The sequence below is a fragment of the Streptomyces sp. NPDC111744 genome, assembly GCF_055634995.1.
The window spans coordinates 84,058-109,884 of the sequence record NZ_JBVKCG010000001.1; the positions used below are offsets into that span (position 1 = coordinate 84,058).

Annotated in this window: 24 protein-coding genes and 1 riboswitch; of the genes, 14 read left to right on the forward strand and 10 right to left on the reverse strand. The window is 69.2% G+C overall.

Features of this window, described 5'->3' with window-relative positions:
- Nucleotides 1-100 precede the first annotated feature (100 nt).
- A complete protein-coding gene (locus tag ACZ7OO_RS00395) occupies nt 101-1,201 on the reverse strand; it encodes a family 2 encapsulin nanocompartment cargo protein polyprenyl transferase (protein ID WP_471499999.1) in 1,101 nt (366 codons plus the stop codon).
- Nucleotides 1,202-1,314: 113 nt separating this feature from the next.
- Nucleotides 1,315-2,721, reverse strand: coding sequence for a family 2B encapsulin nanocompartment shell protein (locus tag ACZ7OO_RS00400; RefSeq protein WP_471500001.1), 1,407 nt, complete (start codon nt 2,719-2,721; stop codon nt 1,315-1,317).
- Nucleotides 2,722-3,007: 286 nt separating this feature from the next.
- On the opposite strand from ACZ7OO_RS00400, the gene ACZ7OO_RS00405 reads away from it, so the two are divergent.
- Both ACZ7OO_RS00405 and ACZ7OO_RS00410 read left to right on the forward strand, forming a co-directional pair.
- Nucleotides 3,008-3,598: an N-acetylmuramoyl-L-alanine amidase gene (locus tag ACZ7OO_RS00405; RefSeq protein WP_471500003.1), complete on the forward strand. Its 591-nt coding sequence runs from the start codon at nt 3,008-3,010 to the stop codon at nt 3,596-3,598.
- Nucleotides 3,599-3,631: 33 nt separating this feature from the next.
- A complete protein-coding gene (locus tag ACZ7OO_RS00410; RefSeq protein WP_471500005.1) occupies nt 3,632-4,513 on the forward strand; it encodes a 1-aminocyclopropane-1-carboxylate deaminase/D-cysteine desulfhydrase in 882 nt (293 codons plus the stop codon).
- 20 nt (nt 4,514-4,533) lie between these two features.
- On the opposite strand, the gene ACZ7OO_RS00415 is transcribed toward ACZ7OO_RS00410, so the two are convergent.
- The gene (locus ACZ7OO_RS00415; protein WP_471500007.1) at nt 4,534-6,129 is read right to left on the reverse strand and encodes a Na+/H+ antiporter; all 1,596 of its coding nucleotides are present in this window, start codon (nt 6,127-6,129) and stop codon (nt 4,534-4,536) included.
- A gap of 61 nt (nt 6,130-6,190) precedes the next feature.
- On the opposite strand from ACZ7OO_RS00415, the gene ACZ7OO_RS00420 reads away from it, so the two are divergent.
- The 3 genes from ACZ7OO_RS00420 (at nt 6,191) to ACZ7OO_RS00430 (ending at nt 8,227) form a co-directional block, all read left to right on the forward strand.
- Complete coding sequence (locus ACZ7OO_RS00420; protein ID WP_471500009.1) at nt 6,191-6,451, forward strand: UBP-type zinc finger domain-containing protein; 261 nt, start codon at nt 6,191-6,193, stop codon at nt 6,449-6,451.
- Between the two features lie 271 nt (nt 6,452-6,722).
- Entirely contained in the window at nt 6,723-7,136 is a 414-nt protein-coding gene (locus tag ACZ7OO_RS00425) for an ATP-binding protein (protein ID WP_004925829.1), read from the forward strand.
- Between the two features lie 17 nt (nt 7,137-7,153).
- On the forward strand, nt 7,154-8,227 hold the full coding sequence (locus ACZ7OO_RS00430) for an RNA polymerase sigma factor SigF (protein WP_471500011.1): 1,074 nt from the start codon (nt 7,154-7,156) through the stop codon (nt 8,225-8,227).
- Between the two features lie 69 nt (nt 8,228-8,296).
- On the opposite strand, the gene ACZ7OO_RS00435 is transcribed toward ACZ7OO_RS00430, so the two are convergent.
- On the reverse strand, nt 8,297-8,737 hold the full coding sequence (locus tag ACZ7OO_RS00435; protein ID WP_471500013.1) for a hypothetical protein: 441 nt from the start codon (nt 8,735-8,737) through the stop codon (nt 8,297-8,299).
- 136 nt (nt 8,738-8,873) lie between these two features.
- Between ACZ7OO_RS00435 and ACZ7OO_RS00440 the strand changes: the two genes are divergently transcribed.
- The gene (locus ACZ7OO_RS00440) at nt 8,874-9,842 is read left to right on the forward strand and encodes a diacylglycerol/lipid kinase family protein (protein WP_471500015.1); all 969 of its coding nucleotides are present in this window, start codon (nt 8,874-8,876) and stop codon (nt 9,840-9,842) included.
- 319 nt (nt 9,843-10,161) lie between these two features.
- Nucleotides 10,162-10,419: a WhiB family transcriptional regulator gene (locus tag ACZ7OO_RS00445; protein ID WP_006142322.1), complete on the forward strand. Its 258-nt coding sequence runs from the start codon at nt 10,162-10,164 to the stop codon at nt 10,417-10,419.
- A 175-nt stretch (nt 10,420-10,594) separates the two neighbouring features.
- Here the strand turns inward: ACZ7OO_RS00445 and ACZ7OO_RS00450 are convergent, their stop codons facing one another.
- Nucleotides 10,595-12,058, reverse strand: a complete 1,464-nt coding sequence (locus ACZ7OO_RS00450) for a sensor histidine kinase (RefSeq protein WP_471501204.1) — start codon at nt 12,056-12,058, stop codon at nt 10,595-10,597.
- A 570-nt stretch (nt 12,059-12,628) separates the two neighbouring features.
- Here ACZ7OO_RS00450 and nagB point away from each other — a divergent pair.
- Entirely contained in the window at nt 12,629-13,414 is a 786-nt protein-coding gene (nagB, locus tag ACZ7OO_RS00455) for a glucosamine-6-phosphate deaminase (protein ID WP_471500017.1), read from the forward strand.
- Between the two features lie 11 nt (nt 13,415-13,425).
- Here nagB and ACZ7OO_RS00460 read toward each other — a convergent pair whose 3' ends face one another.
- The 4 genes from ACZ7OO_RS00460 to ACZ7OO_RS00475 all read right to left on the reverse strand — a co-directional run bounded on the left by ACZ7OO_RS00460 (nt 13,426) and on the right by ACZ7OO_RS00475 (nt 18,240).
- Complete coding sequence (locus ACZ7OO_RS00460; RefSeq protein ID WP_471500019.1) at nt 13,426-14,928, reverse strand: glycoside hydrolase family 3 protein; 1,503 nt, start codon at nt 14,926-14,928, stop codon at nt 13,426-13,428.
- A gap of 8 nt (nt 14,929-14,936) precedes the next feature.
- Nucleotides 14,937-15,773, reverse strand: a complete 837-nt coding sequence (locus ACZ7OO_RS00465; protein WP_471500021.1) for a carbohydrate ABC transporter permease — start codon at nt 15,771-15,773, stop codon at nt 14,937-14,939.
- Nucleotides 15,770-16,756: a carbohydrate ABC transporter permease gene (locus ACZ7OO_RS00470; RefSeq protein WP_471500023.1), complete on the reverse strand. Its 987-nt coding sequence runs from the start codon at nt 16,754-16,756 to the stop codon at nt 15,770-15,772. Before ACZ7OO_RS00470 ends, ACZ7OO_RS00465 begins: the two co-directional genes overlap by 4 nt.
- A gap of 197 nt (nt 16,757-16,953) precedes the next feature.
- Nucleotides 16,954-18,240 (reverse strand): extracellular solute-binding protein, encoded by a 1,287-nt coding sequence (locus ACZ7OO_RS00475; protein WP_471500025.1) that lies wholly within the window; start codon nt 18,238-18,240, stop codon nt 16,954-16,956.
- 358 nt (nt 18,241-18,598) lie between these two features.
- Between ACZ7OO_RS00475 and ACZ7OO_RS00480 the strand changes: the two genes are divergently transcribed.
- The 6 genes from ACZ7OO_RS00480 (at nt 18,599) to ACZ7OO_RS00505 (ending at nt 25,651) form a co-directional block, all read left to right on the forward strand.
- On the forward strand, nt 18,599-19,363 hold the full coding sequence (locus ACZ7OO_RS00480) for a GntR family transcriptional regulator (protein ID WP_471500027.1): 765 nt from the start codon (nt 18,599-18,601) through the stop codon (nt 19,361-19,363).
- Nucleotides 19,364-19,486: 123 nt separating this feature from the next.
- Nucleotides 19,487-19,756 (forward strand): DUF3311 domain-containing protein, encoded by a 270-nt coding sequence (locus ACZ7OO_RS00485; RefSeq protein WP_471500029.1) that lies wholly within the window; start codon nt 19,487-19,489, stop codon nt 19,754-19,756.
- Nucleotides 19,753-21,381: a monocarboxylate uptake permease MctP gene (mctP, locus tag ACZ7OO_RS00490; RefSeq protein ID WP_471500031.1), complete on the forward strand. Its 1,629-nt coding sequence runs from the start codon at nt 19,753-19,755 to the stop codon at nt 21,379-21,381. The genes ACZ7OO_RS00485 and mctP overlap by 4 nt, the downstream gene beginning before the upstream one ends.
- 94 nt (nt 21,382-21,475) lie before the next feature.
- Nucleotides 21,476-22,030: a GNAT family N-acetyltransferase gene (locus ACZ7OO_RS00495; RefSeq protein WP_471500033.1), complete on the forward strand. Its 555-nt coding sequence runs from the start codon at nt 21,476-21,478 to the stop codon at nt 22,028-22,030.
- A gap of 4 nt (nt 22,031-22,034) precedes the next feature.
- Nucleotides 22,035-22,159: riboswitch (cobalamin riboswitch) on the forward strand.
- A 124-nt stretch (nt 22,160-22,283) separates the two neighbouring features.
- Entirely contained in the window at nt 22,284-24,638 is a 2,355-nt protein-coding gene (locus tag ACZ7OO_RS00500; RefSeq protein WP_471500035.1) for a ribonucleoside-diphosphate reductase subunit alpha, read from the forward strand.
- Entirely contained in the window at nt 24,638-25,651 is a 1,014-nt protein-coding gene (locus tag ACZ7OO_RS00505) for a ribonucleotide-diphosphate reductase subunit beta (protein WP_471500037.1), read from the forward strand. The genes ACZ7OO_RS00500 and ACZ7OO_RS00505 overlap by 1 nt, the downstream gene beginning before the upstream one ends.
- Here the strand turns inward: ACZ7OO_RS00505 and ACZ7OO_RS00510 are convergent.
- On the reverse strand, nt 25,564-25,815 hold the full coding sequence (locus tag ACZ7OO_RS00510) for a hypothetical protein (RefSeq protein ID WP_471500039.1): 252 nt from the start codon (nt 25,813-25,815) through the stop codon (nt 25,564-25,566). The genes ACZ7OO_RS00505 and ACZ7OO_RS00510 overlap by 88 nt on opposite strands.
- Nucleotides 25,816-25,827: the final 12 nt, after the last annotated feature.

The window sequence follows — 25,827 nt, forward strand, 5'->3', positions numbered from 1 at the left end:
GGCCCCGCACACCGTGGGGATGTGCGGGACCCGTCGGGCCGGAGCCCCCGGGGGGCCGTGCGGGGTCAGGAGCCGCGCGGTCCCGGGGGCTCCGGGGTCTTCACCTGCTGCGCCGGGTCACGAACTCGGCGAGCGCGAGCAGGCCTGTGGCCGACTCGGGGTCGGGTACGGCACGGGCGAGCTCCTGCATCGCCCGGGCCATCCGGTCGGCCGCCTCGGCCTGCGCCCAGTCGCGGCCGCCCGCCCGCTCCACGGCCAGTGCCGTACGTGCGATCTCGTCGGCGTCGGCCCGCACCCGCGGCTTGGCGTACAGCTCGGCGAGTTCGCCCGCGGCCGGGGTGCCGGAGGTGAGGGCCGCGACGACCGGCAGGGACTTCTTGCGGGCCGCCAGGTCCGCGCCGGCCGGCTTGCCGGTGCGCCGTGGATCACCCCATATCCCGATGATGTCGTCGATCAGCTGGAAGGCGAGCCCGGCCTGCCGTCCGAAGCCGTCGAGCGCCGCCACCTCCTCCGCTCCCGCCCCCGCGTACAGCGCGCCCAGGGCGCAGGCGGAGCCGAGCAGCGCCCCGGTCTTGGCCTCGGCCATGGCGAGCACCTCGTCGAGGGTGACCTCGCCGGGGGCCCGGTCCTCCATGGCCGTGTCCGCGTGCTGACCGGCGCACAGTTCGATGACGCACTGGGCGAGCCGGGAGGCGGCGGCCCCGGACGCCGGGTGCGGGTCCTCGGCGAGCAGCCGCAGGGCCAGCGCCTGGAGGGCGTCCCCGGCGAGGATCGCGTCGGCGTCGCCGAACACGGTCCACGCCGTGGGCCGGTGCCTGCGGGAGGTGTCCCGGTCCATGACGTCGTCGTGCAGCAGGGTGAAGTTGTGCACCAGCTCCACGGCGGCCGCGGCCCGCACGGCGGACGCCCGGGCCGCGGGTCCGCCGAGCGCGTCGGCGGCGGTGAGGACGAGGGCGGGCCGGATGGCCTTGCCCGCGTTGCCGGCCGCCGGGGTGCCGTCCGCGTGCTCCCACCCGAAGTGGTAGCGAGCGATCCGCCGCATCGAACCGGGCAACGAGTCGACGGCCGCGTGCAGTTCGGGGTCGACGGACGCCCGGGCGCGCTCCAGGACGGCCGCCGCCTCGGCCCCGTCGAGGGGCTCGGGCCTCTCCGGCGGCACCCCCGCGGCACGCTGCTGCCGCTCCGTCACGAACTCGGTCATGGCCTCCCCCTCGCGGAGTGCGCAAACGGTGGCGTCTCCGCCCCGGCTCGGCACGTACCCCGAGGATGTACCCGCCCCGGAGGGCGGGAACACGGCCGCCAAGTGCGGAAACGTCACCTCCAGCGGCCGATCTCGACGTTCTCCAGCACGCCGAGCGCGTCAGGGACCAGGACGGCCGCCGAGTAGTAGGCCGTGACCAGGTAGTTGATGATGGCCTGCTCGTTGATGCCCATGAAGCGGACCGAGAGGCTCGGCTCGATCTCGTCGGGGATCCCGGACTGGCGCAGCCCGATGACGCCCTGGTCCGCCTCGCCCGTACGCATGGCGATGATCGAGGTGGTCCGGGCCTCGGAGACGGGGATCTTGTTGCACGGGTAGATCGGGACCCCGCGCCAGGTCGGGATGCGGTTGCCGCCGATCTCGACGGACTCGGGGACGAGTCCGCGCTTGTTGAGCTCACGCCCGAAGGCGGCGATCGCGCGCGGGTGGGCGAGGAAGAGCTTGGTGCCGCGCCGGCGGCTGAGCAGCTCGTCCATGTCGTCCGGGCTGGGCACGCCGTCGTGCGGCTGCAGCCGCTGGTCGTACTGGCAGTTGCTGAGCAGCCCGAACTCCGAGTTGTTGATCAGCTCGTGCTCCTGGCGCTCCTTCAACGCCTCGACGGTGAGCCGCAGCTGATGCTCGGTCTGGTTCATCGGCTGGTTGTAGAGGTCGGCCACCCGGGTGTGGATGCGCAGCACGGTCTGGGCGATGCTCAGCTCGTACTCACGCGGCCGGGCCTCGTAGTCGACGAAGGTGTGCGGGATCTCGGGCTCGCCGCTGTGGCCGGCCGCGAGGGCGACCTCCTTCTCGCCGTACTTGTTGGTGCGCTGCTCGGGGATCGCGCGCAGCTGCTGAAGGTGCTCGCGCAGTGAGTCGGCGCGCTCCGCGACCTGCTCGAAGTCCTGCCGGGACAGGGTCAGCACGGTGCAGGCCGTGTCCGCGCGGGCGGTGTACTCCCAGATGGCGTCCGGGTCGATCAGGCCCTGCTCGCCGAAGTGCGCGCCGTCGGCGAGGACGCCGAGCACCGCGTCGTCTCCGTAGGGGCCGGTGCCGATCTTCTCGACCCGGCCGTGGGCCAGCAGATGGACCTCCTCCGCCTGGTTCCCGAACGAGGCGATGACCTCGCCAGCGGCGAAGTCGCGCTGCCGGCAGCGCTGGGCCAGCTCGCCCAGCACCTCCTGGTCCTCGTACGACCGCAGAATGGGCAGCTCGCCCAGCTCCGCGGGGATGACCTCGACACGGTCGCCGGTCTTCAGGAACGTGATACGGCCGTCGCCGACCGTGTAGGTGAGCCGCCGGTTCACTCGGTACGTGCCGCCCTGGACATCGACCCAGGGCAGCGTCCGCAGCAGCCAGCGGGAACTGATCTCCTGCATCTGGGGCGCGGACTTGGTCGTGGTGGCCAGGTTCCGCGCGGCCGCGGTGTCCAGAGACTGCTGCGGCTTGCCCTGATCCGTGCGGACCTCTTCGCCTACCGACATAAGGAAATGCCCTCCCATACCTGCACGGACGCCGAACTGCCCGCGCATCGGTCTCGCCGACCACCCTGTCATCACGCAGCGTGCTGGTGCCATTACCCAAAAGAGCGGGAATAGATCATCGAACGAGTGGGCATGCCGGGCGAATATCCACTCACCTGACCCGCGATATGGCGACTTGTCCTGATCGGCTCGCACGCCATCCGAACGCCCTCGTGGGAGCTGGTCCCGGAGATCCGGCTTCTGTAGAAGTTCGGTACAGGCCAGCACAAAAGCGAAGGAGGCGGTCATGGCCCTACCCATGTCCGCGGACGCCTTCCTCGACGCGTTGCGCACCGAGGGCGTCACGGTCGTCGAGGTCGGCGAGTGGAGAGAACACAACCGGAACCACAAGGGGCCCTGGGGCCCGGTCCACGGCGTGATGATCCACCACACGGTGACCCACGGCACCGAACACACGGTCCGGATCTGCTACGACGGCCGCCCTGACCTCCCCGGCCCGCTGTGCCACGGCGTCATCGCCAAGGACGGCACGGTCCATCTGGTCGGCCACGGCCGCGCCAATCACGCGGGACCGGGCGACGACGACGTGCTGCGCGCCGTGATCGCCGAGAAGGCGCTGCCCCCGGACAACGAGGCGAACACGGACGGCAACCGGCACTTCTACGGCTTCGAGTGCGAGAACCTGGGCGACGGCGAGGACCCCTGGCCCGAGGCCCAGCTGGAGGCGATCGAGAAGGTGGCCGCGGCGGTGTGCCGGCGGCACGGCTGGACCGAGCGGTCGGTGATCGGCCACCTGGAGTGGCAGCCGGGGAAGGTGGACCCCCGCGGCTTCACCATGGACTGGCTGCGCGAGCGCGTCCGGGACCGCCTGAAGTGACCGCTTGTGCGCGCCCCGGGCGACAATGACGGCGTGACCAGCGCCGACATACTCAGCCCCCGGCTCCCCTCCCCCCTTGAGGAGCTGGCCGACGACCGGTTCGCCCGCCACGGCGTCCGGCTCCTCCTCAAGCGGGACGACCTGATCCACCCGGAGCTGATCGGCAACAAGTGGCGCAAACTGGTCCCGAACATCGAGGCGGCGGACGGACGGCCGGTGCTCACCTTCGGCGGGGCGTACTCCAACCATCTGCGGGCGACGGCCACGGCGGGGCGCCTGCTCGGTTTTCCCACGGTGGGGGTGGTCAGAGGCGAGGAACTGGCCGCCCGGCCGCTGAACCCCTCGCTGGCGCGGTGCGCGGCCGACGGCATGCGTCTGCACTTCGTCGACAGGTCGACGTACCGACGCAAGACCGAGCCGGAGGTGCTGGCCGCTCTGGCGCGCGCGGCGGGAGCCGAGGACGCGTATGTCGTGCCGGAGGGCGGCAGCAACGCCGCCGCGGTACGGGGATGCCGCGCCCTCGGCGAGGAGTTGCGCGGACGGGCCGACGTGGTGGCGATCGCGTGCGGAACCGGGGGCACGCTGGCCGGGCTCGCCGCCGGGCTGGGCACGGGGCAGCGGGCGCTGGGGGTGCCGGTGCTGAAGGGCGGGTTCCTGGAAGGGGAGACGGAGCGGCTCCAGACGGAGGCGTTCGGGGGGCGACGAGGGGAGTGGTCGCTCGACGGACGGTTCCACTTCGGCGGGTACGCGCGGACGACGCCCGAACTCCAGGACTTCGCCAGGGACTTCGAGGACCGGCACGGGGTCGCGGTGGAGCGGTTGTATGTCGCCAAATTGCTGTACGGGCTTGTCGAGCTGGCCGCGGAAGGGGCGTGGGGGCGGGGGACGCGGGTGGCGGCGGTCATCACCGCCTGACCAGCGCTTCTCCTGCGAGTTCAGGCCGCCTCCCGGTATGCCGCCGCCTCCTCCAGGTCCAGTCGGCGCAGCAGCGTGCGGAGCATCTCGTCGTCGATGTAACGGTGGTCGCGGAGGCGGACGAAGACCTCGCGTTCGGCGCTGATCATGTCACGGGACAGACGGCGATAGGTCTCGTCGACCGACTCGCCGGTGATGGGGTTGGTCTGGCCGAGCCGTTCCCAGACGGCGTTGCGGCGGCGTTCCAGGACCGTGCGCAGGCGGTCGGCGAGCGGCGGCGGCAGTTGGTTGCGGTCGTCGGCGAGGAGGTCGTCGAGGCGGTTCTCGGCCGCGCGGGACGCCTGCGCCTGGGCGTTGGCCTCGGCGAGGGTCTCGGCCTGCACGTCCCGGGGCGGGAACTTCATCAGGCGGATCAGCGGAGCCAGGCTGAGGCCCTGCACCACCAGGGTTCCGATGACGGTCGTGAAGGTCAGGAACAGGATCAGGTTGCGCTGCGGGAAGGGGCTGCCGCCGTGCACGGTGAGCGGGATCGAGAAGGCGACGGCCAGCGAGACCACGCCACGCATGGCGGCCCAGGAGGCGACGATGGGGCTCCTCCAGTTGAGGTCCTCCTCGCGTTCACGAATCCGCCGGAACAGCAGGCGCGGCAGGAAGGACGCCGGGTAGATCCACACGAACCGGGCCGCGACCACGACGAGGAAGAGGGCGATCGCGTACCAGGCGGCGTCGATGACCCTGTACGCCCCGAGACCCTTCAGGACGACCGGCAGCTGCAGTCCGATCAGTGCGAAGACCGCCGATTCCAGCAGGAACGCGACCATCCGCCACACCGCCTCCTCCTGGAGGCGGGTGGCGAAGTCGACCTCCCAGGCGCGGTGGCCGAGATAGAGGGCGACCACCACGACCGCCAGCACACCGGAGGCGTGGAACTGCTCGGCGACGCCGTAGGCGACGAACGGGATCAGCAGCGACAGCGTGTTCTGGAGCAGGGGCTCCTTCAGATGGGTGCGCAGCCAGTGGATCGGCACCATCAGCGCCACGCCGACCAGTACGCCGCCGAACGCGGCCAGCAGGAACTCGCCGACCCCGTCGATCCAGGAGGCGCTCTCGCCGAGGGCGGCCGCGACGGCCACCCGGTAGGCGGTGATCGCCGTGGCGTCGTTCAGCAGGGACTCGCCCTGCAGGATCGTGGTGAGCCGGGACGGCAGTCCCACCCGGCGGGCGATCGACGCGGCCGCGACGGCGTCCGTGGGCGCAAGCACCGCGCCCAGCGCCAGCGCCGCGGGCAGCGGCAGCCCGGGCACGATCGCGTAGGCGGCCCAGCCGACGACGAAGGTCGCGAAGAGCACGTACCCCACCGACAGCAGCGCCACGGGCCGCATGTTCGCCCGCAGGTCGAGATACGAGCTCTCGGTGCCCTCCTTGTACAGCAGCGGAGGCAGCACCAGCGGGAGCACGATGTCCGGCTCGAGCGTGTAGTCGGGAACTCCGGGAATGTACGACACCGCCAGGCCGACGGCGACCAGCAGCAGGGGCGCCGGCACCGGGGTGCGCCGCGCCGCGCCGGCGATCGCCGCGCTTCCCGCAACCAGCAACAGCAGTGGCAACACGTCCATGATCCTCGCCCGCCCTCATTTTCCGCGCGGCCACCCGCACACCCGTCGTAATCTGGCAATCATGAAACAGTGCACGCACGCCTCCGCGCTGCCGCACCCGGAACCCGAGCCGCAGAACAAGACCTGCCCGGAGTGTCTGGCCCGGGGCTGGCACCCGGTCCAGCTGCGGATCTGTCTGACCTGTGGCCATGTCGCGTGCTGCGACTCGTCACCGGGAAGACACGCGACGGGTCACCACGAGACGTCCGGTCACCCGGTGATGCGGACCTTCGAGCCAGGTGAGGACTGGCGCTGGTGCTTCGTCGACCACGTCCTCGTGTGACACTGCACTACGGCTGCCGACGGCGGCCGCGGCGACGGTTCGACGGTTCGACGCCGGGGTACGTCAACCCGGCGCGCGCTCTTCCCAATTGGGCAAGCCGGACCCCTAGACACGGAGCGTATCCACAGGTTTACTGTGAGTGACGCCAGGGGGTTGGGGTCCCGGGACAGAAAAGTTCGGAGCGCGGTAGCGTCACCGCTGAAGCATGTAGTGCGTTACCCCGGGGGGCGACCCTCGGCCCCGAAAAGCTTGTACCACCATGGAGGTGAGGGTGTCCCAGATCGCAGGCGAGCCCGCGACCCAGGACTTCGTGGAAGTCCGGCTGCCGGCTGCGGGTGCCTACCTGTCGGTGCTGCGGACGGCCACGGCCGGTCTCGCCGCCCGCTTGGACTTCACCCTGGACGAGATCGAGGACCTGCGCATCGCGGTGGACGAGGCCTGCGCGATCCTGCTCCAGCAGGCCGTTCCCGGCTCGGTGCTCAGCTGTGTCTTCCGCCTCGTCGACGACTCTCTGGAGGTCACGGTCTCCGCCCCGACCACTGACGGTCACGCCCCGTCGCGCGACACCTTCGCCTGGACCGTGCTCTCGGCCCTCGCCGGCAAGGTCTCGTCGGCCGTCGACGAGGACAAGACCGTGTCGATCAGCCTCTACAAACAGCGCGGCGCGGGACCCGGGCCGGCGTGAGGAACGGGGACGGGCCGGTGCGGGACGAAGAGCGCGGCACTCGGGAGCTGCCGGCCGGGGGCGAAGACCCCGAGGCCGGCTCCCGACGCATGGCTGACGGCATCGACGGCATCCCGGAACAGGCCAGGCCGCACCCGGAGGAACCCTCCGGGCGGATCGGGCCGGACGGTGCCGTGCAGAGCGCGCCCCCGGAAGGGCGGAACGGGGTCGCGGCCCCGGACCGGGCCGGGGCGACGGCTCGTGGAAGGGCGACGGGCGGGACGATGAGCGAGCACGAGCGATACGCCGAGGACGAGGCGCTGGCCGCGGAGGTTGTGCAGGCGACCCAGCACGTACCTCAGGACCGCAGCGGGGCCCGCGCCATGTTCATCGAGCTGCGCAAGCTGAACGACGGCAGCCCCGAGTACGCGGAGCTGCGCAACAAGCTGGTCCGGATGCATCTGCCGCTCGTGGAGCACCTCGCGCGCCGCTTCCGCAACCGCGGCGAGCCGCTGGACGACCTCACCCAGGTCGCCACCATCGGCCTGATCAAGTCGGTCGACCGGTTCGACCCGGAGCGGGGCGTGGAGTTCTCCACGTACGCCACCCCGACCGTGGTCGGCGAGATCAAGCGCCACTTCCGCGACAAGGGCTGGGCGGTCCGCGTCCCGCGCCGTCTCCAGGAGCTGCGCCTCGCGCTCACGACCGCCACGGCGGAGCTGTCCCAGCAGCACGGCCGCTCCCCCACGGTGCACGAGCTGGCCGAGAAGCTGGCCATCTCGGAGGAGGAGGTCCTGGAGGGCCTGGAGTCGGCCAACGCGTACTCCACCCTGTCCCTGGACGTCCCCGACACCGACGACGAGTCCCCGGCGGTCGCCGACACGCTCGGCGCGGAGGACGAGGCTCTGGAGGGCGTCGAGTACCGCGAGTCCCTCAAGCCGCTCCTGGAAGACCTCCCGCCCCGAGAGAAGCGGATCCTTCTCCTCCGCTTCTTCGGCAACATGACCCAGTCCCAGATCGCCCAGGAGGTCGGCATCAGCCAGATGCACGTCTCGAGGCTGCTGGCGAGGACGCTGGCCCAGCTGCGCGAGAAGCTGCTGGTCGAGGAGTAGATCTTCCGTAGATCTCCGTAGCTCTCCGTAGATCTTTCCGTCGCAGATCTTTCCGTCAAGGACCAGAGATCAGCCGCTACGCCCCGGCCCCTTGATCCCAAGGGCCTGGGTGGTGGCGGAGTTCACCAGCAGCACCAGCGAGGCAATGGCCACCACGGCCAGCACGATCCCCGCCGGCACGGCCGCACTGTCGGCCTGCAGCAAGCTGTAGGCCACCGGCAGCGCCATGATCTGCGTGATCACCGCAGGGCCACGGCTCCAGCTCTTCCGCAGCAGCAACCCCCGCGCCGCCAGCAGCGGCAGCAGCGCCAGCAGCATCACCGTGATGCCCCCGGTGACCGCCTGGCCCCGGTCGTCCGGAGATCCGGTGAACCCGAGGACGAGCATCCACACCCCGCCGACCGCCAGCGTGAGGCCTTCCAGCCCGTTCAGCGCGGCCGCATACGTCAGCCGCCGAGGACGGGGTCCGTCGGTTACGTCGGCCTTCTCAGCCGTAGGCGCATTGCTCACGCCAGAAGGGTAGCCCTCGCCCGAAAACACCGGCCCCCGCCCCGCAGGACCACGTGTTCAGACTCACGCCCCTTTCTCTTACCGGATCTCTAACGCGCCCTGGGCCCAGTACTTTCGAGTAGGTACGCTGCAATCCATGCGTGCACTTCTCGTGGTCAATCCGGCGGCAACCACCACAAGCGCACGTAGGCGCGATGTCCTGATCCACGCGCTCGCGAGCGAAGTGAAGCTGGAGGCCGTCACCACCGAGTACCGCGGCCACGCCCGTGACCTGGGCCGGCAGGCGGCGGAGAGCGACAACATCGACCTGGTCGTGGCCCTCGGCGGCGACGGCACGGTCAACGAGGTGGTCAACGGCCTCCTCCACGCCGGCCCCGACCCGGACCGGCTGCCCGGCCTCGCGGTGGTCCCCGGCGGCTCAACCAATGTCTTCGCGCGCGCCCTCGGCCTGCCGAACGACCCGATCGAGGCCACCGGCGCGCTGCTGGACGCGCTGCGCGACAAACAGGAGCGGCTCGTCGGCCTCGGCCTGACCGCGGGTACACCCGGTACCGAGGACGAGGCGGTCCCGGCCCGCTGGTTCACCTTCAACGCGGGACTCGGCTTCGACGCCGGCGTGGTCGGGCGGGTCGAGCAGCAGCGCGAGCTCGGCAAGAAATCGACGCACGCACTGTACGTACGGCAGGTCGTCCGGCAGTTCTTCGGTGAGCAGCACCGCCGGCACGGCGCGATCACGCTCGAGCGGCCGGGTGCCGACCCGATCAAGGATCTGGTCGTGGCGATAGTCTCGAACGCGTCGCCCTGGACGTATCTCGGCAATCGCCCGATGTACACGTCGCCTAAGGCCTCGTTCGATAAGGGCATCGACGTACTCGGTCTCAGCCGTCTGTCGACCGCCGCGGTTGCCCGGTATGGCACGCAGTTGCTCAATTCGTCCCCCGAGCGCGGACCCCATGGCAAGCACGCGGTGTCCCTGCACGATCTGGACCAGTTCACCTTGCATTCGAAGGTCCCCCTCCCCCTTCAGATGGACGGCGACCATCTAGGACTGCGTACGAGCGTGACGTTCACAGGCGTACGCCGCGCACTGCGTGTGATTGTGTGAGCGGAACGGGCCAAAGTCCTTTCACTCGAACGTTTAGGCCAGGATCCACCCCATGGAAGTACGGCTGTGACCCAGTCGACACCGAGGAATCAAAAAAAACTTTCCGGAAGGGGTTGTATCCGTCGCTGAGGTTTGCGAGGCTCTACGTGGCGGTCGGGACAGCCCGCAAGACTGGCGTCCACTGATCACCGGAATCCCCTTCAACTCACAGGACCCCTGCCAGGGAACCTGGCGGTCGGCCCTTCACTTGTTGAGGGATTCGTGAAAGCGTTCACATTCACAAGCAACGTGCATGTAATACCAAGGAGAGGTAGCAGCCATGGACTGGCGTCACAACGCCGTTTGCCGCGAGGAAGACCCCGAGCTCTTCTTCCCCATCGGCAACACCGGTCCTGCGCTGCTGCAGATCGAGGAAGCCAAGGCCGTCTGCCGTCGCTGTCCCGTTATGGACCAGTGTCTGCAGTGGGCGCTTGAGTCCGGTCAGGACTCCGGCGTCTGGGGTGGTCTCAGCGAGGACGAGCGTCGCGCGATGAAGCGCCGTGCCGCCCGCAACCGGGCTCGTCAGGCCTCCGCCTGACGCAACCCACCCCGCTCAGCCTGAGCTTGGCGGCGCGTACAGCGAGTACGCATCTCCCGCCCCCGAGCCGCAGCGCGCAGTACCCCCGATGCGCTTGGAACGAGCAGCAACGAGCAGTGAGCCCCGGACCCACCAGGTCCGGGGCTCTTTGCTGTGCCCCGGTACCCGCATCGGGCTACTTCTGTGTCTGCACCGGTACGTCGAGGATCACCCGGGTCCCCCGCTCCGGCGCCGGCACCATGTCGAACGTGCCGCCCAACTCGCCCTCCACCAGTGTCCGTACGATTTGCAGACCGAGGTTGCCGGAGCGGTGCGGGTCGAAGCCCTCGGGCAGGCCGACGCCGTCGTCCTGGACGGTGACCAGAAGGCGGCCCTCCTTGGTGGTGCCGCCACGGACCGCCGTGACCTCGACGGTCCCGGTGTCGCCTTCGCGGAAGCCGTGTTCGAGGGCGTTCTGCAGGATCTCGGTGAGGACCATCGACAGCGGGGTCGCCACCTCCGCGTCGAGTATGCCGAAGCGTCCGGTGCGCCGGCCGGTGACCTTGCCGGGCGAGATCTCGGCGACCATCGCGAGCACCCGGTCGGCGATCTCGTCGAACTCCACGCGCTCGTCCAGGTTCTGGGACAGCGTCTCATGCACGATCGCGATCGAGCCGACCCGGCGTACGGCCTCCTCCAGGGCCTCCCGGCCGCGCTCCGACTCGATCCGGCGGGCCTGGAGGCGGAGCAGCGCGGCGACCGTCTGGAGGTTGTTCTTCACCCGGTGGTGGATCTCCCGGATGGTCGCGTCCTTGGTGATCAACTCGCGTTCGCGGCGCCGGAGTTCGGTGACGTCCCGGAGCAGCACCAGGGAACCGATGCGGGTGCCCTTGGGCTTGAGCGGGATCGACCGGAACTGGATCACACCGTCGCTGGACTCGATCTCGAACTCGCGGGGCGCCCAGCCGCTGGCGAGTTTGGCCAGTGCCTCGTCCACCGGCCCCCTGGTCGGGGCGAGTTCGGCGGTGGTCTGCCCGAGGTCGTGGCCCAACAGGTCGGCGGCGCCGAGACGGTGGTAGGCGGAGAGGGCGTTCGGGGAGGCGTACTGGACGATGCCGTCCGCGTCCACCCGGATCAGGCCGTCGCCGACGCGCGGCGAGGCATCCATGTCGACCTGCTGGTTCGGGAAGGGAAACGATCCGGCAGCGATCATCTGCGCGAGATCGGAGGCGCTCTGGAGGTAGGTCAGCTCCAGCCGGCTCGGAGTGCGCACGGTCAGCAGGTTGGTGTTGCGGGCGATGACCCCGAGCACCCGCCCCTCGCGCCGTACCGGGATGGACTCGACCCGTACGGGGACCTCCTCGCGCCACTCCGGGTCACCCTCACGGACGATCCTTCCCTCGTCCAGGGCGATGTCCAGCATGGGACGGCGGCCGCGCGGGACCAGGTGGCCGACCATGTCGTCCTGGTACGAGGTGGGACCGGTGTTGGGGCGCATCTGCGCCACCGAGACATACCGAGTGCCGTCGTGGGTGGGGACCCATAGGACCAGGTCGGCGAAGGAGAGGTCGGAGAGCAGCTGCCACTCCGAGACCAGCAGATGGAGCCACTCGAGGTCGGAGTCGCCGAGGGCGGTGTGCTGGCGGACCAGTTCGTTCATGGAGGGCACATCTGCGAGCGTACCCGCGGGTCTGTTCATGGCCTAAAAGCGGCTTGGAACACCCGCGGGCCGCGGCGCCTGAGAGGGACCCTCAACCCTCCCGGCACCGCAGCCCGGAGCAGCAACGGCCACGGGGTGTGCGGTCCCGATCGGCCGAAGGTGAGGAGCCGGGGCAGTCAGGGCAGAGAGCTCCGGTTCCTCGGTCCGCCTTCCTGTGCGGGGAAGACGGAAGAGTGTGACTGTGTCGTACGGTCCCGCCGTACTCCTTCAGCCCTCGTACGCAATTGTGGACTAGACCACGGTGTGTGTCCATGCGTTGGAGACTGTTCACAGTTGACGCGATCGCAGCGTAGCCCGCCGGAGACGGTTGTGGGGGCCGGATGGGCGCCGCAATTTCCGACACTCCGGTCCACGGGTGGGAATTTTCCTTGATTCACCCGATCTGACGCATTCACGTAACCTCACACTTGTCCTCTTTTCCTGCGCCCGCTCCGGGGGACGGGGGCCGGTTCTGTTAGATTGGTCCCATCAGATTGGTCTAAACCACATAGACAGAACGGCAGGCCCAGCGTGGAAGTTGTCATCGTTCCGGACGCCGCCGCGGGTGGCGAGCTGGTCGCCGAGACCATGGCCCAACTGCTCCGCCGCAAGCCGGACGCGCTGCTCGGAGTGGCCACTGGTTCGACCCCGCTGCCCATCTACCAGGCGCTCACGGCCAAGGTGCGGTCCGGTGCCGTGGACGCCTCGCGGGCGCGCATAGCGCAGCTCGACGAATACGTGGGGCTGCCGGCCGAGCATCCGGAGTCCTACCGCTCGGTGTTGCGGCGCGAGGTGCTGGAGCCGCTCGGGATCGGGATGGACGCGTTCCTCGGCCCCGACGGCGCGGCCGAGGACGTACAGGCCGCCTGCGAGGCGTACGACGGGGCGCTGGGCCGGGCAGGCGGCGTGGATCTGCAGTTGCTCGGGATCGGGACCGACGGGCACATCGGGTTCAACGAGCCGTGCTCGTCGCTCGCGTCGCGGACGCGGATCAAGACGCTCACCGAGCAGACCCGGGTCGACAACGCGCGGTTCTTCGACGGGGACATCTCGCAGGTGCCGCACCATGTGATCACCCAGGGGATCGGGACGATCCTGGAGGCGCGGCATCTGGTGCTGCTCGCGACGGGTGAGGGGAAGGCCGACGCGGTCGCGGCGACCGTGGAGGGGCCGGTCGCCGCGGTGTGTCCCGCGTCTGCGTTGCAGTTGCATCCGCATGCGACGGTGGTGGTGGACGAGGCCGCCGCGTCGAAGCTGAAGCTTGCGGATTACTTCCGGTACACGTTCGCCAACAAGCCTGCCTGGCAGGGGATCTAGCGGATCTGCCCCTACCGGGGCGCTACTACCTCTGCCGCCGCCGTGCCGCAGACCCTTGCCGCTCCATGGGTGGCGATGTGCAGGGCACCCCTGGGTGGTGCCTGGGGGACGCCCATTTCCACCACGACCGTGTCGGGGCGGGACTTGAGGAGCACGTCCAGGGCCGTTGTCATCCAGGGGTGGCGGTGTTCGTCTCGGAGCACTGCCACGATCCTGCGGTCGCCCGCCGCCGCCAGGGCCTCCTCGCCTGCGTGGTCGCCCGTGAAGCAGGCCGTTTCGGTGCCGGGCAGCCGGCGGGACAGCTCCGCCGTCACCCCCCAGGGGGTCTCCGTGCCCACCGCGATATTGGACTCCGAGGTGAACGCGGCCACGAAGGGGGCCGCGGTCAGCGGCGTGTAGGAGTCGACGCGCGTCACATCGAGTGCGCGGCGGGCCGCCACCAGGCCGATGTCGGTGAACTGCGGGTTCGGGTCCGGAGCCGATGTCGTCGCCGTCCAGCGGGCCAGCGACCGTACCCGGTCCGCCGCCTCCGCCAGGCGTTCCTCGGGGAGTTCGCCGGAGTGGACCGCGGCGACCAGGGCGTCGCGCAGGCGTCGTACCGTCTCCTCGTCCGAGAGGCCGCCGCCGACGCAGATCGCGTCGGCTCCGGCTGCGATGGCGAGGACGCTGCCGTGTTCGATGCCATAGGTGGCGGAGATGGCCTGCATCTCGATGCCGTCGGTGACGATCAGACCGTCGTACCCGAGTTCGCCGCGGAGGAGATCGGTGAGGATCGTGCGGGACAACGTCGCCGGTCGGGCCGGGTCCAGGGCCGGGACCAGGATGTGCGCGCTCATCATGGCGCGGGAACCGGCGGCGATGGCGGCGCGGAACGGGCCAAGTTCGCGGGCGCGCAGGACATCGGCGGTGGCGTCGATGCGGGGCAGGGCGAGGTGGGAGTCGACGGCCGTGTCGCCGTGGCCCGGGAAGTGCTTGGTGCAGGCCGCCACCCCGGCCGCCTGGAGGCCGGTGACATAGGCCGCCGTGTGGCGGGCGACCAGGTCGGGGTCGGCGCCGAAGGAGCGGACGCCGATGACCGGGTTGGCCGGGTTGGAGTTGACGTCGGCGGCGGGCGCCCAGTTGAAGTTCACCCCGCAGGCGGCGAGGCGACGGCCCAGTTCGAGGGCGACCTCCCTGGTCAGCTCCACGTCGTCGACGGCGCCGAGGGCGTGGTTGCCGGGGAAGGAGGAGCCGGTGTGCACCTCGAGGCGGGTGACGTCACCTGCCTCCTCGTCGATCGCCACCAGGACGTCGTCCCGTTCGGCGCGCAACTGGGCTGTGAGGGCGGCGAGTTGCTCGGGCGAGGCGACGTTGCGGCCGAACACCCCCACGGAGGCGAGGCCTTCGCCGAGCCGGCGCAGCAGCCAGTCGGGGGCGGTGGTGCCGGTGAAGCCGGGCTGGAGGACCGTCAGCGCGTCGCGGGTCAGGCCGTCCTTCGGATCGGACGCGGCGGTGCCGCTTGCGAGTGTCGTCATCGGGGGCGTTATCCCTTCACGGCGCCCGCGGTCAGGCCCGCGGCCATCTTGCGCTGGACGAGGAGGAACAGGACGACGATCGGCACGGCCATCATCGTGGAGCCGGCCATCATCGGGGCGTATTCGGTGCCGTGCTTGGTGGTGAAGTTGGCGAGCCAGACGGTCGCGGTCTGGTGCTCCTGGCTGAGCAGCATCAGGGCGTAGATGTACTCGTTCCAGGCCTGGATGAAGGCGTAGACCGAGGTGGCGACCAGGCCCGGGGCCAGCAGCGGGAAGACCACCCGGACGAAGGCACCGGTGCGGGAGCAGCCGTCGACCATCGCGGCCTCCTCCAGTTCCTTGGGGATGTTGACGATGAAGCCGCGCATGGTCCACACCGTGAACGGGAGGATGAAGGTCAGATAGGTGATGATCAGGCCGGTCAGCTTGTCGTACTGCCCCAGGTCGTTGAGGAGCAGGAAGACCGGGATGATCATCGCGACCAGCGGGACCATCTGGACCGCGAGGATGCCGACGATCACGATCCGGCGGCCGCGGAAGGCGAACCGCGAGATGGCCAGGGCGGCCAGCAGGCCGATGACCATGCCGATCACGACGACGGACAGGGAGACGATCAGGCTGCGGCCCACCGAGCCCCAGAAGTCGCCGATGTCCAGGGCGCGGCGGAAGTTGGACAGGGTCAGCCCCGTGGGCAGCAGGCTCGGGTCCGGGTCGATGGCGTCCTTCGCCGGCTTGAACGCCGTGTTCAGCATCCAGTAGACGGGGAAGCCGACGATGACGAAGACCAGGAGGCCGAGGAGGTTCCAGCCCAGATGTGGTCCCCTGCGGGCGGCTGCGGTGCTCATTCGACCTCTCCGATCTTCAGCATCTGGCGCATGTACACGGCGACGACACCGAGCAGGAGGAGCACGGTGAGCAGGGCGATCGCGGAGCCCTGTCCGTAGTCGTTGACCACGAAGGCGCGGTCGTAGGAGTAGGTGGTCAGCAGCTGGAACTCGGGCTCGGGGTGGCCGCCGCGCATCACGAAGACCTGCGGGAAGACGCCCATGTCCCAGATGACCGAGAGGGTCGTGAGCATCACGATGATCGGCTTGAGGATGGGGAGCGTGACGTAGCGGAACACGCCCCAGGCGCCCGCGCCGTCGAGGCGGGCGGCCTCCTCCAGCTCCGCCGGGACCTGGGTCAGACCGGCGCTGAGGGTGATGACCACGAAGGGAACCGCTCCCCAGACCACCAGGAGCATGATCACCGCGAGTCCCTCGGGCCCGCTGGCGAACCAGTTGTGGCCGATCAGCTCGACCCCGGGGATCTTGCTGAGCAGGGCGTTGAGGATGCCGTAGTCGGAGTCGAAGAGCCACTTGAAGAGCGTGGTGGCGACGATGACCGGCATGCCCCAGCTGGCCACCAGCACGATGTTGACCAGCGTCTTCACCCAGCCGGAGACCCGCTGCAGCAGCAGGGCGACGAGCATGCCGACAACCATGGTGAAGCCCACACAGCCGACCGCGAAGACGATCGTGCGCAGCACGACCTGCCAGAACTCGGTGTCACCCAGGACGTCGGAGAAGTTCCCGAACCCGACCCACTCGGCCGGCTTGAACCCCCACAGCTGGGACTGCCCGAACGACTGGAAGGAGAGGGCGACCAGCCGGTAGAGGGGGTAGCCGAGCACGAGCCCGAGAATGGCGAGACAGGGCGCGAGCAGCATCCAGGGGACGGCGGGACCGCCCGAGCGTCGGTTGGTACGTGGTCTGGCCTGGGGGGCCGGGGGTGGCGCCTGCCGCTGCGGCGGCACCTTGGCGGGTGTGGTGGTATCAGCGGCACTCATCGCGAGCTCCTAAGCAGATGAAGAGAGGCCGGCATCAACGCGCCCCTCCAGGGGCGGGCAGTATCGATATGCGACTACCGCCGCGTATGCGCGACCAGCCACAACGCACCGGCACCAACCCACCAACCGTCGCGGCACTTTCCGACTTCAAGCACCGGCCGGACCCGCCCCCGTGGGCCAGGCCCGGCCGCAGGCCACTACGCCTTGTTGATGACCTTGTCGATCGCCGCGTCCGCGGCCTTCGCCGCCGCGTCGACCGTCTGCTTGCCCGTGCCGATGTTCTGCAGCATGGTCTGCAGGACCTGCGCCTTCTCGACCTGGCCCCAGCCCGGCGCCATCGGGACGAACCAGTTGGATTCGGCCGCGGTGGCCGGAACCGCCGTCGCCGGGTCGTTCTTCAGCGTCGCGAGGTCGGTCTTGTTGTTGGGCAGGTTGCCCTTGGCCATCAGGCCCTTCTGGCCGGAGGGACCGGTGAACGCGTTGATCCACTCGGCGGCGACGCCCTGGGCCTTGGACTTCACCGGGATGGCGAGGTCCGAGCCGCCCAGGAAGACCGGCATGTTCTTGCCGGACGGACCGGGCATCACGAAGTTGACGAGGTTGTTCTTCAGCTTGCCGCCCGTCTTGTCGTTCTTCGGGTCGGCCGAGGTCGCGCCCTCCCAGGCGGCACCGAAGATCATGGCCGACTTGCCCTGGCCGTAGACGATGTACCGGTCGGACTCGTCCTTGGTCTTGTCACCGTGCATGTACTTGTCGATGACGTTCTTGAACTCGGTGAGGCCCTTGATGGACTCGGGCGAGGAGAGGTTGCCCTTCCACTGGCCGCCGGACTCCGCGGCGATGGAGCCGCCGGCGTCGTAGACGAAGGACATGGCGGCGTACCAGTCGCGGGTGGGCTGGTACCAGGCGCTGAACTTGTCGCCTTCCTTCTTCTGGATCTTGTCCAGGTCGGCGGTCAGCTCGGTGTAGGTCTTCGGCGTGGTCTTGATGCCGGCCGAGGCGGCGATGTCCTTGCGCCAGTTGGCCACGCGGCCACCGGCGTAGTACGGCACGCCGTAGGTCTTGCCGTCGTAGGTCACCGAGGCCTTGAGGCCGTCGAGCCACTGGCCGGAATTGGTGAACTGGGAGGTCTCGACGGGAGCGAAGGCGCCCTTGACCATGTAGCCGAGCATCTCGGTGTTGCCCATCTCGACCACGTCGGGGGCCTTGTCCGTGGCGAGGACGGCGTCCAGCTTGGTGTTCTTGTCCGGCCAGCCGTAGTACTCGTGCTTGATCTTGATGCCGGGGTGCTTCTTCTGCACGGCCGCGTCGGCGGCCTTCACCAGGTCGGGCCAGTTGTTCTGCGCGTCCACGGTGAGCCAGACGGTCAGCTCCTTGGCGTCCGCCCCCTGCGCCTTGTTGCCGTCCTTGTTGTCACTGCCACACGCCGCGATGGAGACGACCATGCCCGCGATACCAATCGCGGCTATCAGCTTGCGCTTCACGCCACCCTCCTCAGGGATGCCACAAACCCCCCTGCCTCCCCGCGCGAGCGTTGGGCCGGGACCTGGACCAATGGTGTAGACCAGTGCGGGAAGCCTGGCCCAGACCAGCAGGCCTGTCAAGGGGGGCCGAATGGCCTCCGACCAGCCGTTATGCGACCTATATATGCAGGAACCTTTAAGTAAGAAGCCCTCGAAAACCCGGGGCGCGGACGAGACAATTCCGGTAGACCACTCCAGTGGTGGACTAGACCAAAAGGGCCCGCGGCGGTATACAGAGGGGATCACGCAGCGTGCAGGGGAACTCCCGGTACGCTGCCGTGCCACGAGGTGGCCGGATCAGGAGCCGGGAAGGCGGAGCATGAGCACCGACGTCAGCAGTGCGGAGAACGAGAGCGGGACAGCCGTCCGTACCGCGCGTGTGCCCAAGTACTACCGCCTGAAGAAACATCTCCTCGAAATGACGGAGACACAGACGCCCGGCACCCCGGTCCCGCCCGAGCGCACGCTGGCCGCCGAGTTCGACACCTCCCGCACCACCGTCCGCCAGGCCCTCCAGGAGCTGGTCGTCGAGGGCCGGCTCGAACGCATCCAGGGCAAGGGCACCTTCGTCGCCAAGCCGAAGGTCTCCCAGGCGCTCCAGCTCACCTCGTACACCGAGGACATGCGCGCCCAGGGTCTGGAGCCGACCTCGCAGCTGCTGGACATCGGCTACATCACCGCCGACGACCGGCTCGCCGGCCTGCTCGACATCACCGCAGGCGGGCGCGTGCTGCGCATCGAGCGGCTGCGCATGGCCAACGGCGAGCCCATGGCCATAGAGACGACCCACCTGAGCGCCAAGCGCTTCCCCGCCCTGCGCCGCTCCCTGGTCAAGTACACCTCCCTCTACACCGCTCTCGCCGAGGTGTACGACGTCCATCTCGCCGAGGCCGAGGAGACCATCGAGACCTCGCTGGCCACCCCCCGCGAGGCCGGCCTGCTCGGCACCGACGTGGGTCTGCCGATGCTGATGCTCTCCCGGCACTCCCTGGACCGCGAGGGCCAGCCGGTGGAGTGGGTGCGCTCGGTGTACCGCGGCGACCGCTACAAGTTCGTGGCCCGCCTCAAGCGACCGCGGGACTGACGCGGACCGCCCTTCACAGAATCGACATACCGATAGACGGACGGCCACTTCCGCTCCGGTGACACCGTGACCTAGATTACCTGCGCATTACACAGGTGATCGGTGAGGGGACGGAGCCGCGGTATGTCGGATGTACCTGAAGTGAGGCACCCGGTGGTGACACCGCTACGCGTGATCATCACCGTCTGCCTCGTCGCGCCCTTCGTGGCGATGCTGTGGGTGGGCTCCTACGCCAAGACCGACCCGGCGTTCATCGGAATCCCGTTCTTCTACTGGTACCAGATGCTCTGGGTGCTGATCTCCACCGCGCTCACGATGACCGCGTACCAGCTGTGGCAGCGGGACCAGCGTGCCCGCAAGAGCGGGAACACGAGCGGGGGTGCGCAGAAGTGAAGGACGGTGTGAACGGCGTCGCGCTCGGCGTCTTCATCTTCTTCTTCCTGGCCGTCACGGTCATCGGCTTCCTGGCCGCGCGCTGGCGCAAGGCCGAGAACGAGCACTCCCTCGACGAATGGGGCCTTGGCGGCCGGTCGTTCGGCACCTGGGTCACCTGGTTCCTGCTCGGCGGCGACCTCTACACGGCGTACACCTTCGTCGCCGTACCGGCGGCGATCTACGCGGCGGGCGCGGCCGGCTTCTTCGCGGTGCCGTACACGATCCTCGTCTACCCACTGATCTTCACGTTCCTGCCCCGCCTGTGGTCGGTCTCCCACAAGCACGGCTATGTGACGACCTCGGACTTCGTGCGCGGCCGCTTCGGCTCCAAGGGCCTCTCGCTCGCCGTCGCCCTGACCGGCATCCTGGCGACGATGCCCTACATCGCGCTCCAGCTCGTGGGCATCCAGGCCGTCCTCGACGTCATGGGCGTCGGCGGCAGCGACGGCACCAACTGGTTCGTGAAGGACCTCCCGCTACTGATCGCCTTCGGCGTCCTGGCGGCGTACACCTACTCCTCCGGTCTGCGGGCGCCCGCGCTCATCGCGTTCGTGAAGGACGCGCTGATCTACATCGTCATCGCGGTGGCGATCATCTACATCCCGATCAAGCTGGGCGGCTTCGACGACATCTTCGCCAAGGCCGGCGACGCCTTCGCCCAGGTCAACCCGGCGACCGGCAAACCGCGCGGCGCGCTCGCCCCACCGGAGGCGGGCCAGTGGACGTACGCCACGCTGGCGTTGGGCTCCGCGCTCGCCCTGTTCATGTACCCCCACTCGATCACCGCGACGCTCTCCTCCAGGAGCCGTGAGGTGATCCGCCGCAACACCACGATCCTGCCGCTGTACTCCCTGATGCTGGGCCTGCTCGCCCTGCTGGGCTTCATGGCGATCGCGGCCGGCGTCAAGGTCACCAACGGCCAGCTGGCGATCCCCCAGTTGTTCGAGAACATGTTCCCGGACTGGTTCGCGGGCGTGGCCTTCGCGGCGATCGGTATCGGCGCCCTGGTCCCGGCGGCCATCATGTCCATCGCGGCCGCGAACCTCTTCACCCGCAACATCTACCGGGACTTCATCAAGCCGGACGCCACACCGAAGCAGGAGGCCCAGGTCTCCAAGCTCGTGTCGCTGCTGGTGAAGGTCGGCGCGCTGGTCTTCGTCCTCACCATGGACAAGACGGTCGCCATCAACTTCCAGCTGCTGGGCGGCATCTGGATCCTGCAGACCTTCCCGGCCCTGGTCGGCGGCCTGTTCACCCGCTGGTTCCACCGCTGGGCCCTGCTGGCGGGCTGGGCGGTCGGCATGGTCTACGGCACGGTCGCGGCGTACGGGGTGGCCTCCCCCACCCAGAAGCACTTCGGCGGCTCGGCCAAGGAGATCCCGGGCATCGGCGAGATCGGCTACATCGGTCTGACGGCGTTCGTGATGAACGTGGTGGTGACGGTGGTCCTGACGTTCGCCCTGAAGGCGCTGAAGGCTCCGGAGGGCGTCGACGAGACAAAGGCACAGGACTACACGGCGGACGCCGGCGACCCGGGGGTGGAGGCCGAACTTCCGCCGGCTGTCGCGGGAGGCGCCCACTGAACCAACCAGGGGCGGCGACCAGCCACGCACAACCCGCAGCGGGCCACCGGGAAATACCACCCTCGGCGGCCCGCTGTCGTACACACTCACCCGCATGACGATCCTGATCCGGGAAGCGCACCCCACCGAATACGGCCTCCTCGGCGAGATAACCGGCCAGGCCTACCTCCAAGACGGACTCCTGGACTTCGGCGAGAGCGACTCGTATCTCACCGAACTCAAGGACGTGGCAAAGCGGGCAGCCGCAGCCACCGTTCTCGTCGCCGTGAACGGCAACGCCCTCCTCGGCGGCGTGACGTTCGTCCCCGGCCCCGGCCCGACGGCCGACATCGCCGCCCCCGGAGAGGCCGAGATCAGGATGCTCGCGGTCGCGAGGACAGCCCGCGGCCAAGGCGCCGGCGAGGCACTGGTCCGCGCCTGTATCGACCGCGCGCAGGCCCTCGACGGCTGCGGGAAGGTCGTCCTGTCGACTCAGCGCACCATGAGATCCGCCCACCGCATCTACGAACGCCTCGGCTTCGTCCGCACACCCGAGCGGGACTGGAATCCCTTGCCGCAGCTGGACGACATCACTCTCCTCACCTATGAGTTGACGCTGCGACACCGCCGCGACACAACATGTGGGGGTGCCGCGACAGCGCGGCACTAGATGTATGCTCATGCTCGCTGTCGCCGCAGGGGAATCCGGTGCGAATCCGGAACTGTCCCGCAACGGTGTACTTGCGCACATCTGTGCACAAGCGTCAGTCCGAGGACCTGCCGACAGCACGCCCGGCCGTCCGGCCCGGGTGTTCTGACGTCCGGGCCTCGTGGAGTGGGCCGGGGACGCGGCACGCGTGTGTGCGCTCGTGGCTGCTCCCTGCCCTCCGCCAGGCCCCGTGCCGAGCGAGGGAGAGCCCCACGTGACCATCGCGCCAGCCGAACCGGCTTCAGCGACCATCTCTGTGGACGAGGACGGTCCCGGCACCGCGCTGCTGCGGACCCTGACCGGGCTGACCGCCGACCTCCCCGACGCCGACCCCGGCCGGGTCGCCGCCGCCGCGCTGCGCGGCCGGTCCGCGCGGGCCGACGAGTCGGAGTTGCGTGAGCTGGCCACCGAGGCGGCCGCCGGCCTCATCTCCGAGGACCCCGCCTACTCCCGGCTCGCCGCGCGGCTGCTGACGATCTCGATCCGCGGCGAGGCCGCCTCGCAGGGCGTGACGTCCTTCACCGAGTCCGTGGCCGTCGGTCACCGTGAGGGCCTCATCGCCGACCGCACCGCCGAGTTCGCGCGCCTGCACGCGGCCCGCCTTGACGCCCTGGTCGACCCGGACGCCGACGACCGCTTCGGCTACTTCGGGCTGCGCACGCTGCACAGCCGTTACCTGCTCCGGCACCCGATCACCCGCAAGGTCATCGAGACCCCCCAGCACTTCATGCTCCGCGTCGCCGCCGGCCTCGCCGAGGACGACACCCACAGGTCGGTCGACGAAGTCGCCGCGCTCTACGGGCTGATGAGCCGCCTCGACTACCTCCCGTCCTCCCCCACCCTCTTCAACTCCGGCACCCGGCACCCCCAGATGTCGTCCTGCTACCTCCTCGACTCCCCGAAGGACGAACTGGACTCCATCTACGACCGATACCACCAGGTCGCCCGCCTCTCGAAGCACGCCGGCGGTATCGGCCTGTCGTACAGCCGGATCCGCTCGCGCGGTTCGCTGATCCGCGGTACCAACGGGCACTCCAACGGCATCGTGCCGTTCCTGAAGACCCTCGACGCCTCGGTGGCCGCGGTGAACCAGGGCGGCCGGCGCAAGGGCGCGGCCGCGGTCTACCTGGAGACCTGGCACTCCGACATCGAGGAATTCCTGGAGCTGCGCGACAACACCGGTGAGGACGCCCGCCGTACCCACAACCTCAACCTCGCGCACTGGATCCCGGACGAGTTCATGCGCCGGGTGAACGCCGACGGGCAGTGGTCGCTCTTCTCCCCCGCCGACGTGCCCGAGCTGGTGGATCTGTGGGGTGACGAGTTCGACGCCGCGTACCGCGCGGCAGAGGAGAAGGGCCTCGCGCGCAAGACCATCCCGGCCCGTGACCTGTACGGCCGGATGATGCGTACCCTCGCGCAGACCGGCAACGGCTGGATGACCTTCAAGGACGCGGCCAACCGGACCGCGAACCAGACGGCCACCGCGGGCCATGTCGTCCACTCCTCCAACCTCTGCACGGAGATCCTGGAGGTCACGGACGACGGTGAGACGGCCGTCTGCAACCTGGGGTCCGTCAATCTCGGTGCCTTCGTCGACACATCGACAGGTGACCTCGACTGGGAGCGGCTGGACGACACCGTCCGCACCGCCGTCACCTTCCTCGACCGGGTCGTCGACATCAACTTCTACCCGACCGAGCAGGCGGGCCGGTCCAACGCCAAGTGGCGGCCGGTCGGCCTGGGCGCGATGGGCCTCCAGGACGTCTTCTTCAAGCTGCGGCTGCCCTTCGACTCCCCCGAGGCCAAGGCGCTCTCCACCCGGATCGCCGAGCGGATCATGCTCGCCGCGTACGAGGCCTCCGCCGACCTCGCCGAGCGCGGCGGCCCACTGCCGGCCTGGGGGAAGACCCGTACCGCGCAGGGTGTGCTGCACCCCGACCACTACGGCGTCGAGTTCACCTGGCCGGAACGCTGGGCGGCGCTGCGCGCGCGGATCGCAAGGACCGGTCTGCGCAACAGCCTCCTGCTCGCCATCGCGCCGACGGCCACCATCGCCTCGATCGCCGGCGTGTACGAGTGCATCGAGCCGCAGGTCTCCAACCTCTTCAAGCGCGAGACGCTGTCCGGTGAGTTCCTCCAGGTCAACTCCTACCTGGTGCGGGAGCTGAAGGACCTGGGCGTCTGGGACGCGCGCACCCGTGAGGCGCTGCGCGAGGCCAACGGCTCGGTGCAGGACTTCGCATGGATCCCGGCGGACGTACGGGCGCTGTACCGCACGGCGTGGGAGATCCCGCAGCGCGGACTGATCGACATGGCCGCCGCCCGCACCCCCTACCTGGACCAGGCCCAGTCCCTGAACCTGTTCCTGGAGACGCCGACCATCGGCAAGCTCTCCTCGATGTACGCGTACGCCTGGAAGTCGGGCCTGAAGACGACGTACTACCTGCGCTCGCGCCCGGCGACCCGGATCGCCCGCGCCGCCCAGGCGACCGTCCCCGTACAGCAAACGACGGACGCCGTCGCCTGCTCCCTGGAAAACCCCGAGTCCTGCGAGGCCTGCCAGTAATGACCACCCAGCACAAGAACCTGCTCGACCCGGGCTTCGAGCTGACTCTGCGTCCCATGCGCTACCCGGACTTCTACGAGCGCTACCGGGACGCCATCAAGAACACCTGGACCGTCGAGGAGGTCGACCTCCACTCGGACGTCGCGGACCTCGCCAAGCTCAGCCCCTCCGAGCAGCACCTGATCGGCCGGCTCGTCGCCTTCTTCGCGACCGGCGACTCGATCGTGGCGAACAACCTGGTGCTGACGCTGTACAAGCACATCAACTCCCCCGAGGCGCGGCTGTACCTGAGCCGCCAGCTCTTCGAGGAGGCCGTGCACGTCCAGTTCTATCTGACGCTCCTTGACACCTACCTCCCTGACCCGGAGGACCGGACGGCCGCGTTCGCCGCCGTCGAGAACATCCCCTCCATCCGCGAGAAGGCGGAGTTCTGCTTCAGGTGGATGGACTCGGTGGAGAACCTGGACCGGCTGGAGACCAAGGCCGACCGGCGCCGCTTCCTGCTCAACCTGATCTGCTTCGCCGCGTGCATCGAGGGCCTGTTCTTCTACGGCGCGTTCGCGTACGTCTACTGGTTCCGCAGCCGGGGTCTGCTGCACGGTCTCGCCACGGGCACCAACTGGGTGTTCCGCGACGAGACGATGCACATGAGCTTCGCGTTCGACGTGGTCGACACGGTCCGCAAGGAGGAGCCGGAGCTCTTCGACGACGAGCTTCAGCAGCAGGTCACCGACATGCTGCGGGAGGCCGTCGAGGCGGAGCTGCAGTTCGCCCGTGACCTGTGCGGTGACGGCCTGCCCGGCATGAACACCGAGTCGATGCGCCAGTACCTGGAGTGCGTCGCCGACCAGCGGCTCGGCCGCCTCGGCTTCGCTCCGGTGTACGGCTCGGAGAACCCGTTCTCCTTCATGGAGCTGCAGGGCGTTCAGGAGCTGACGAACTTCTTCGAGCGGCGCCCGTCCGCGTACCAGGTCGCGGTGGAGGGCACCGTCGACCTGGACGAGGACTTCTGAGCCTGCCGAGTCTCCCGCTCCCCGCGGGCCTCATGGGCCTCCCTGATCTGCCGGTCGATGCGCCTGTCGCGCAGGATGCCGAGCACGGACGGGAGGACCATGAGGACCAGGATTCCGAGGACCAGGACCATTCCGACGAGACCTTCGATCTGGTTTCCGTTCATGGACACCACTGT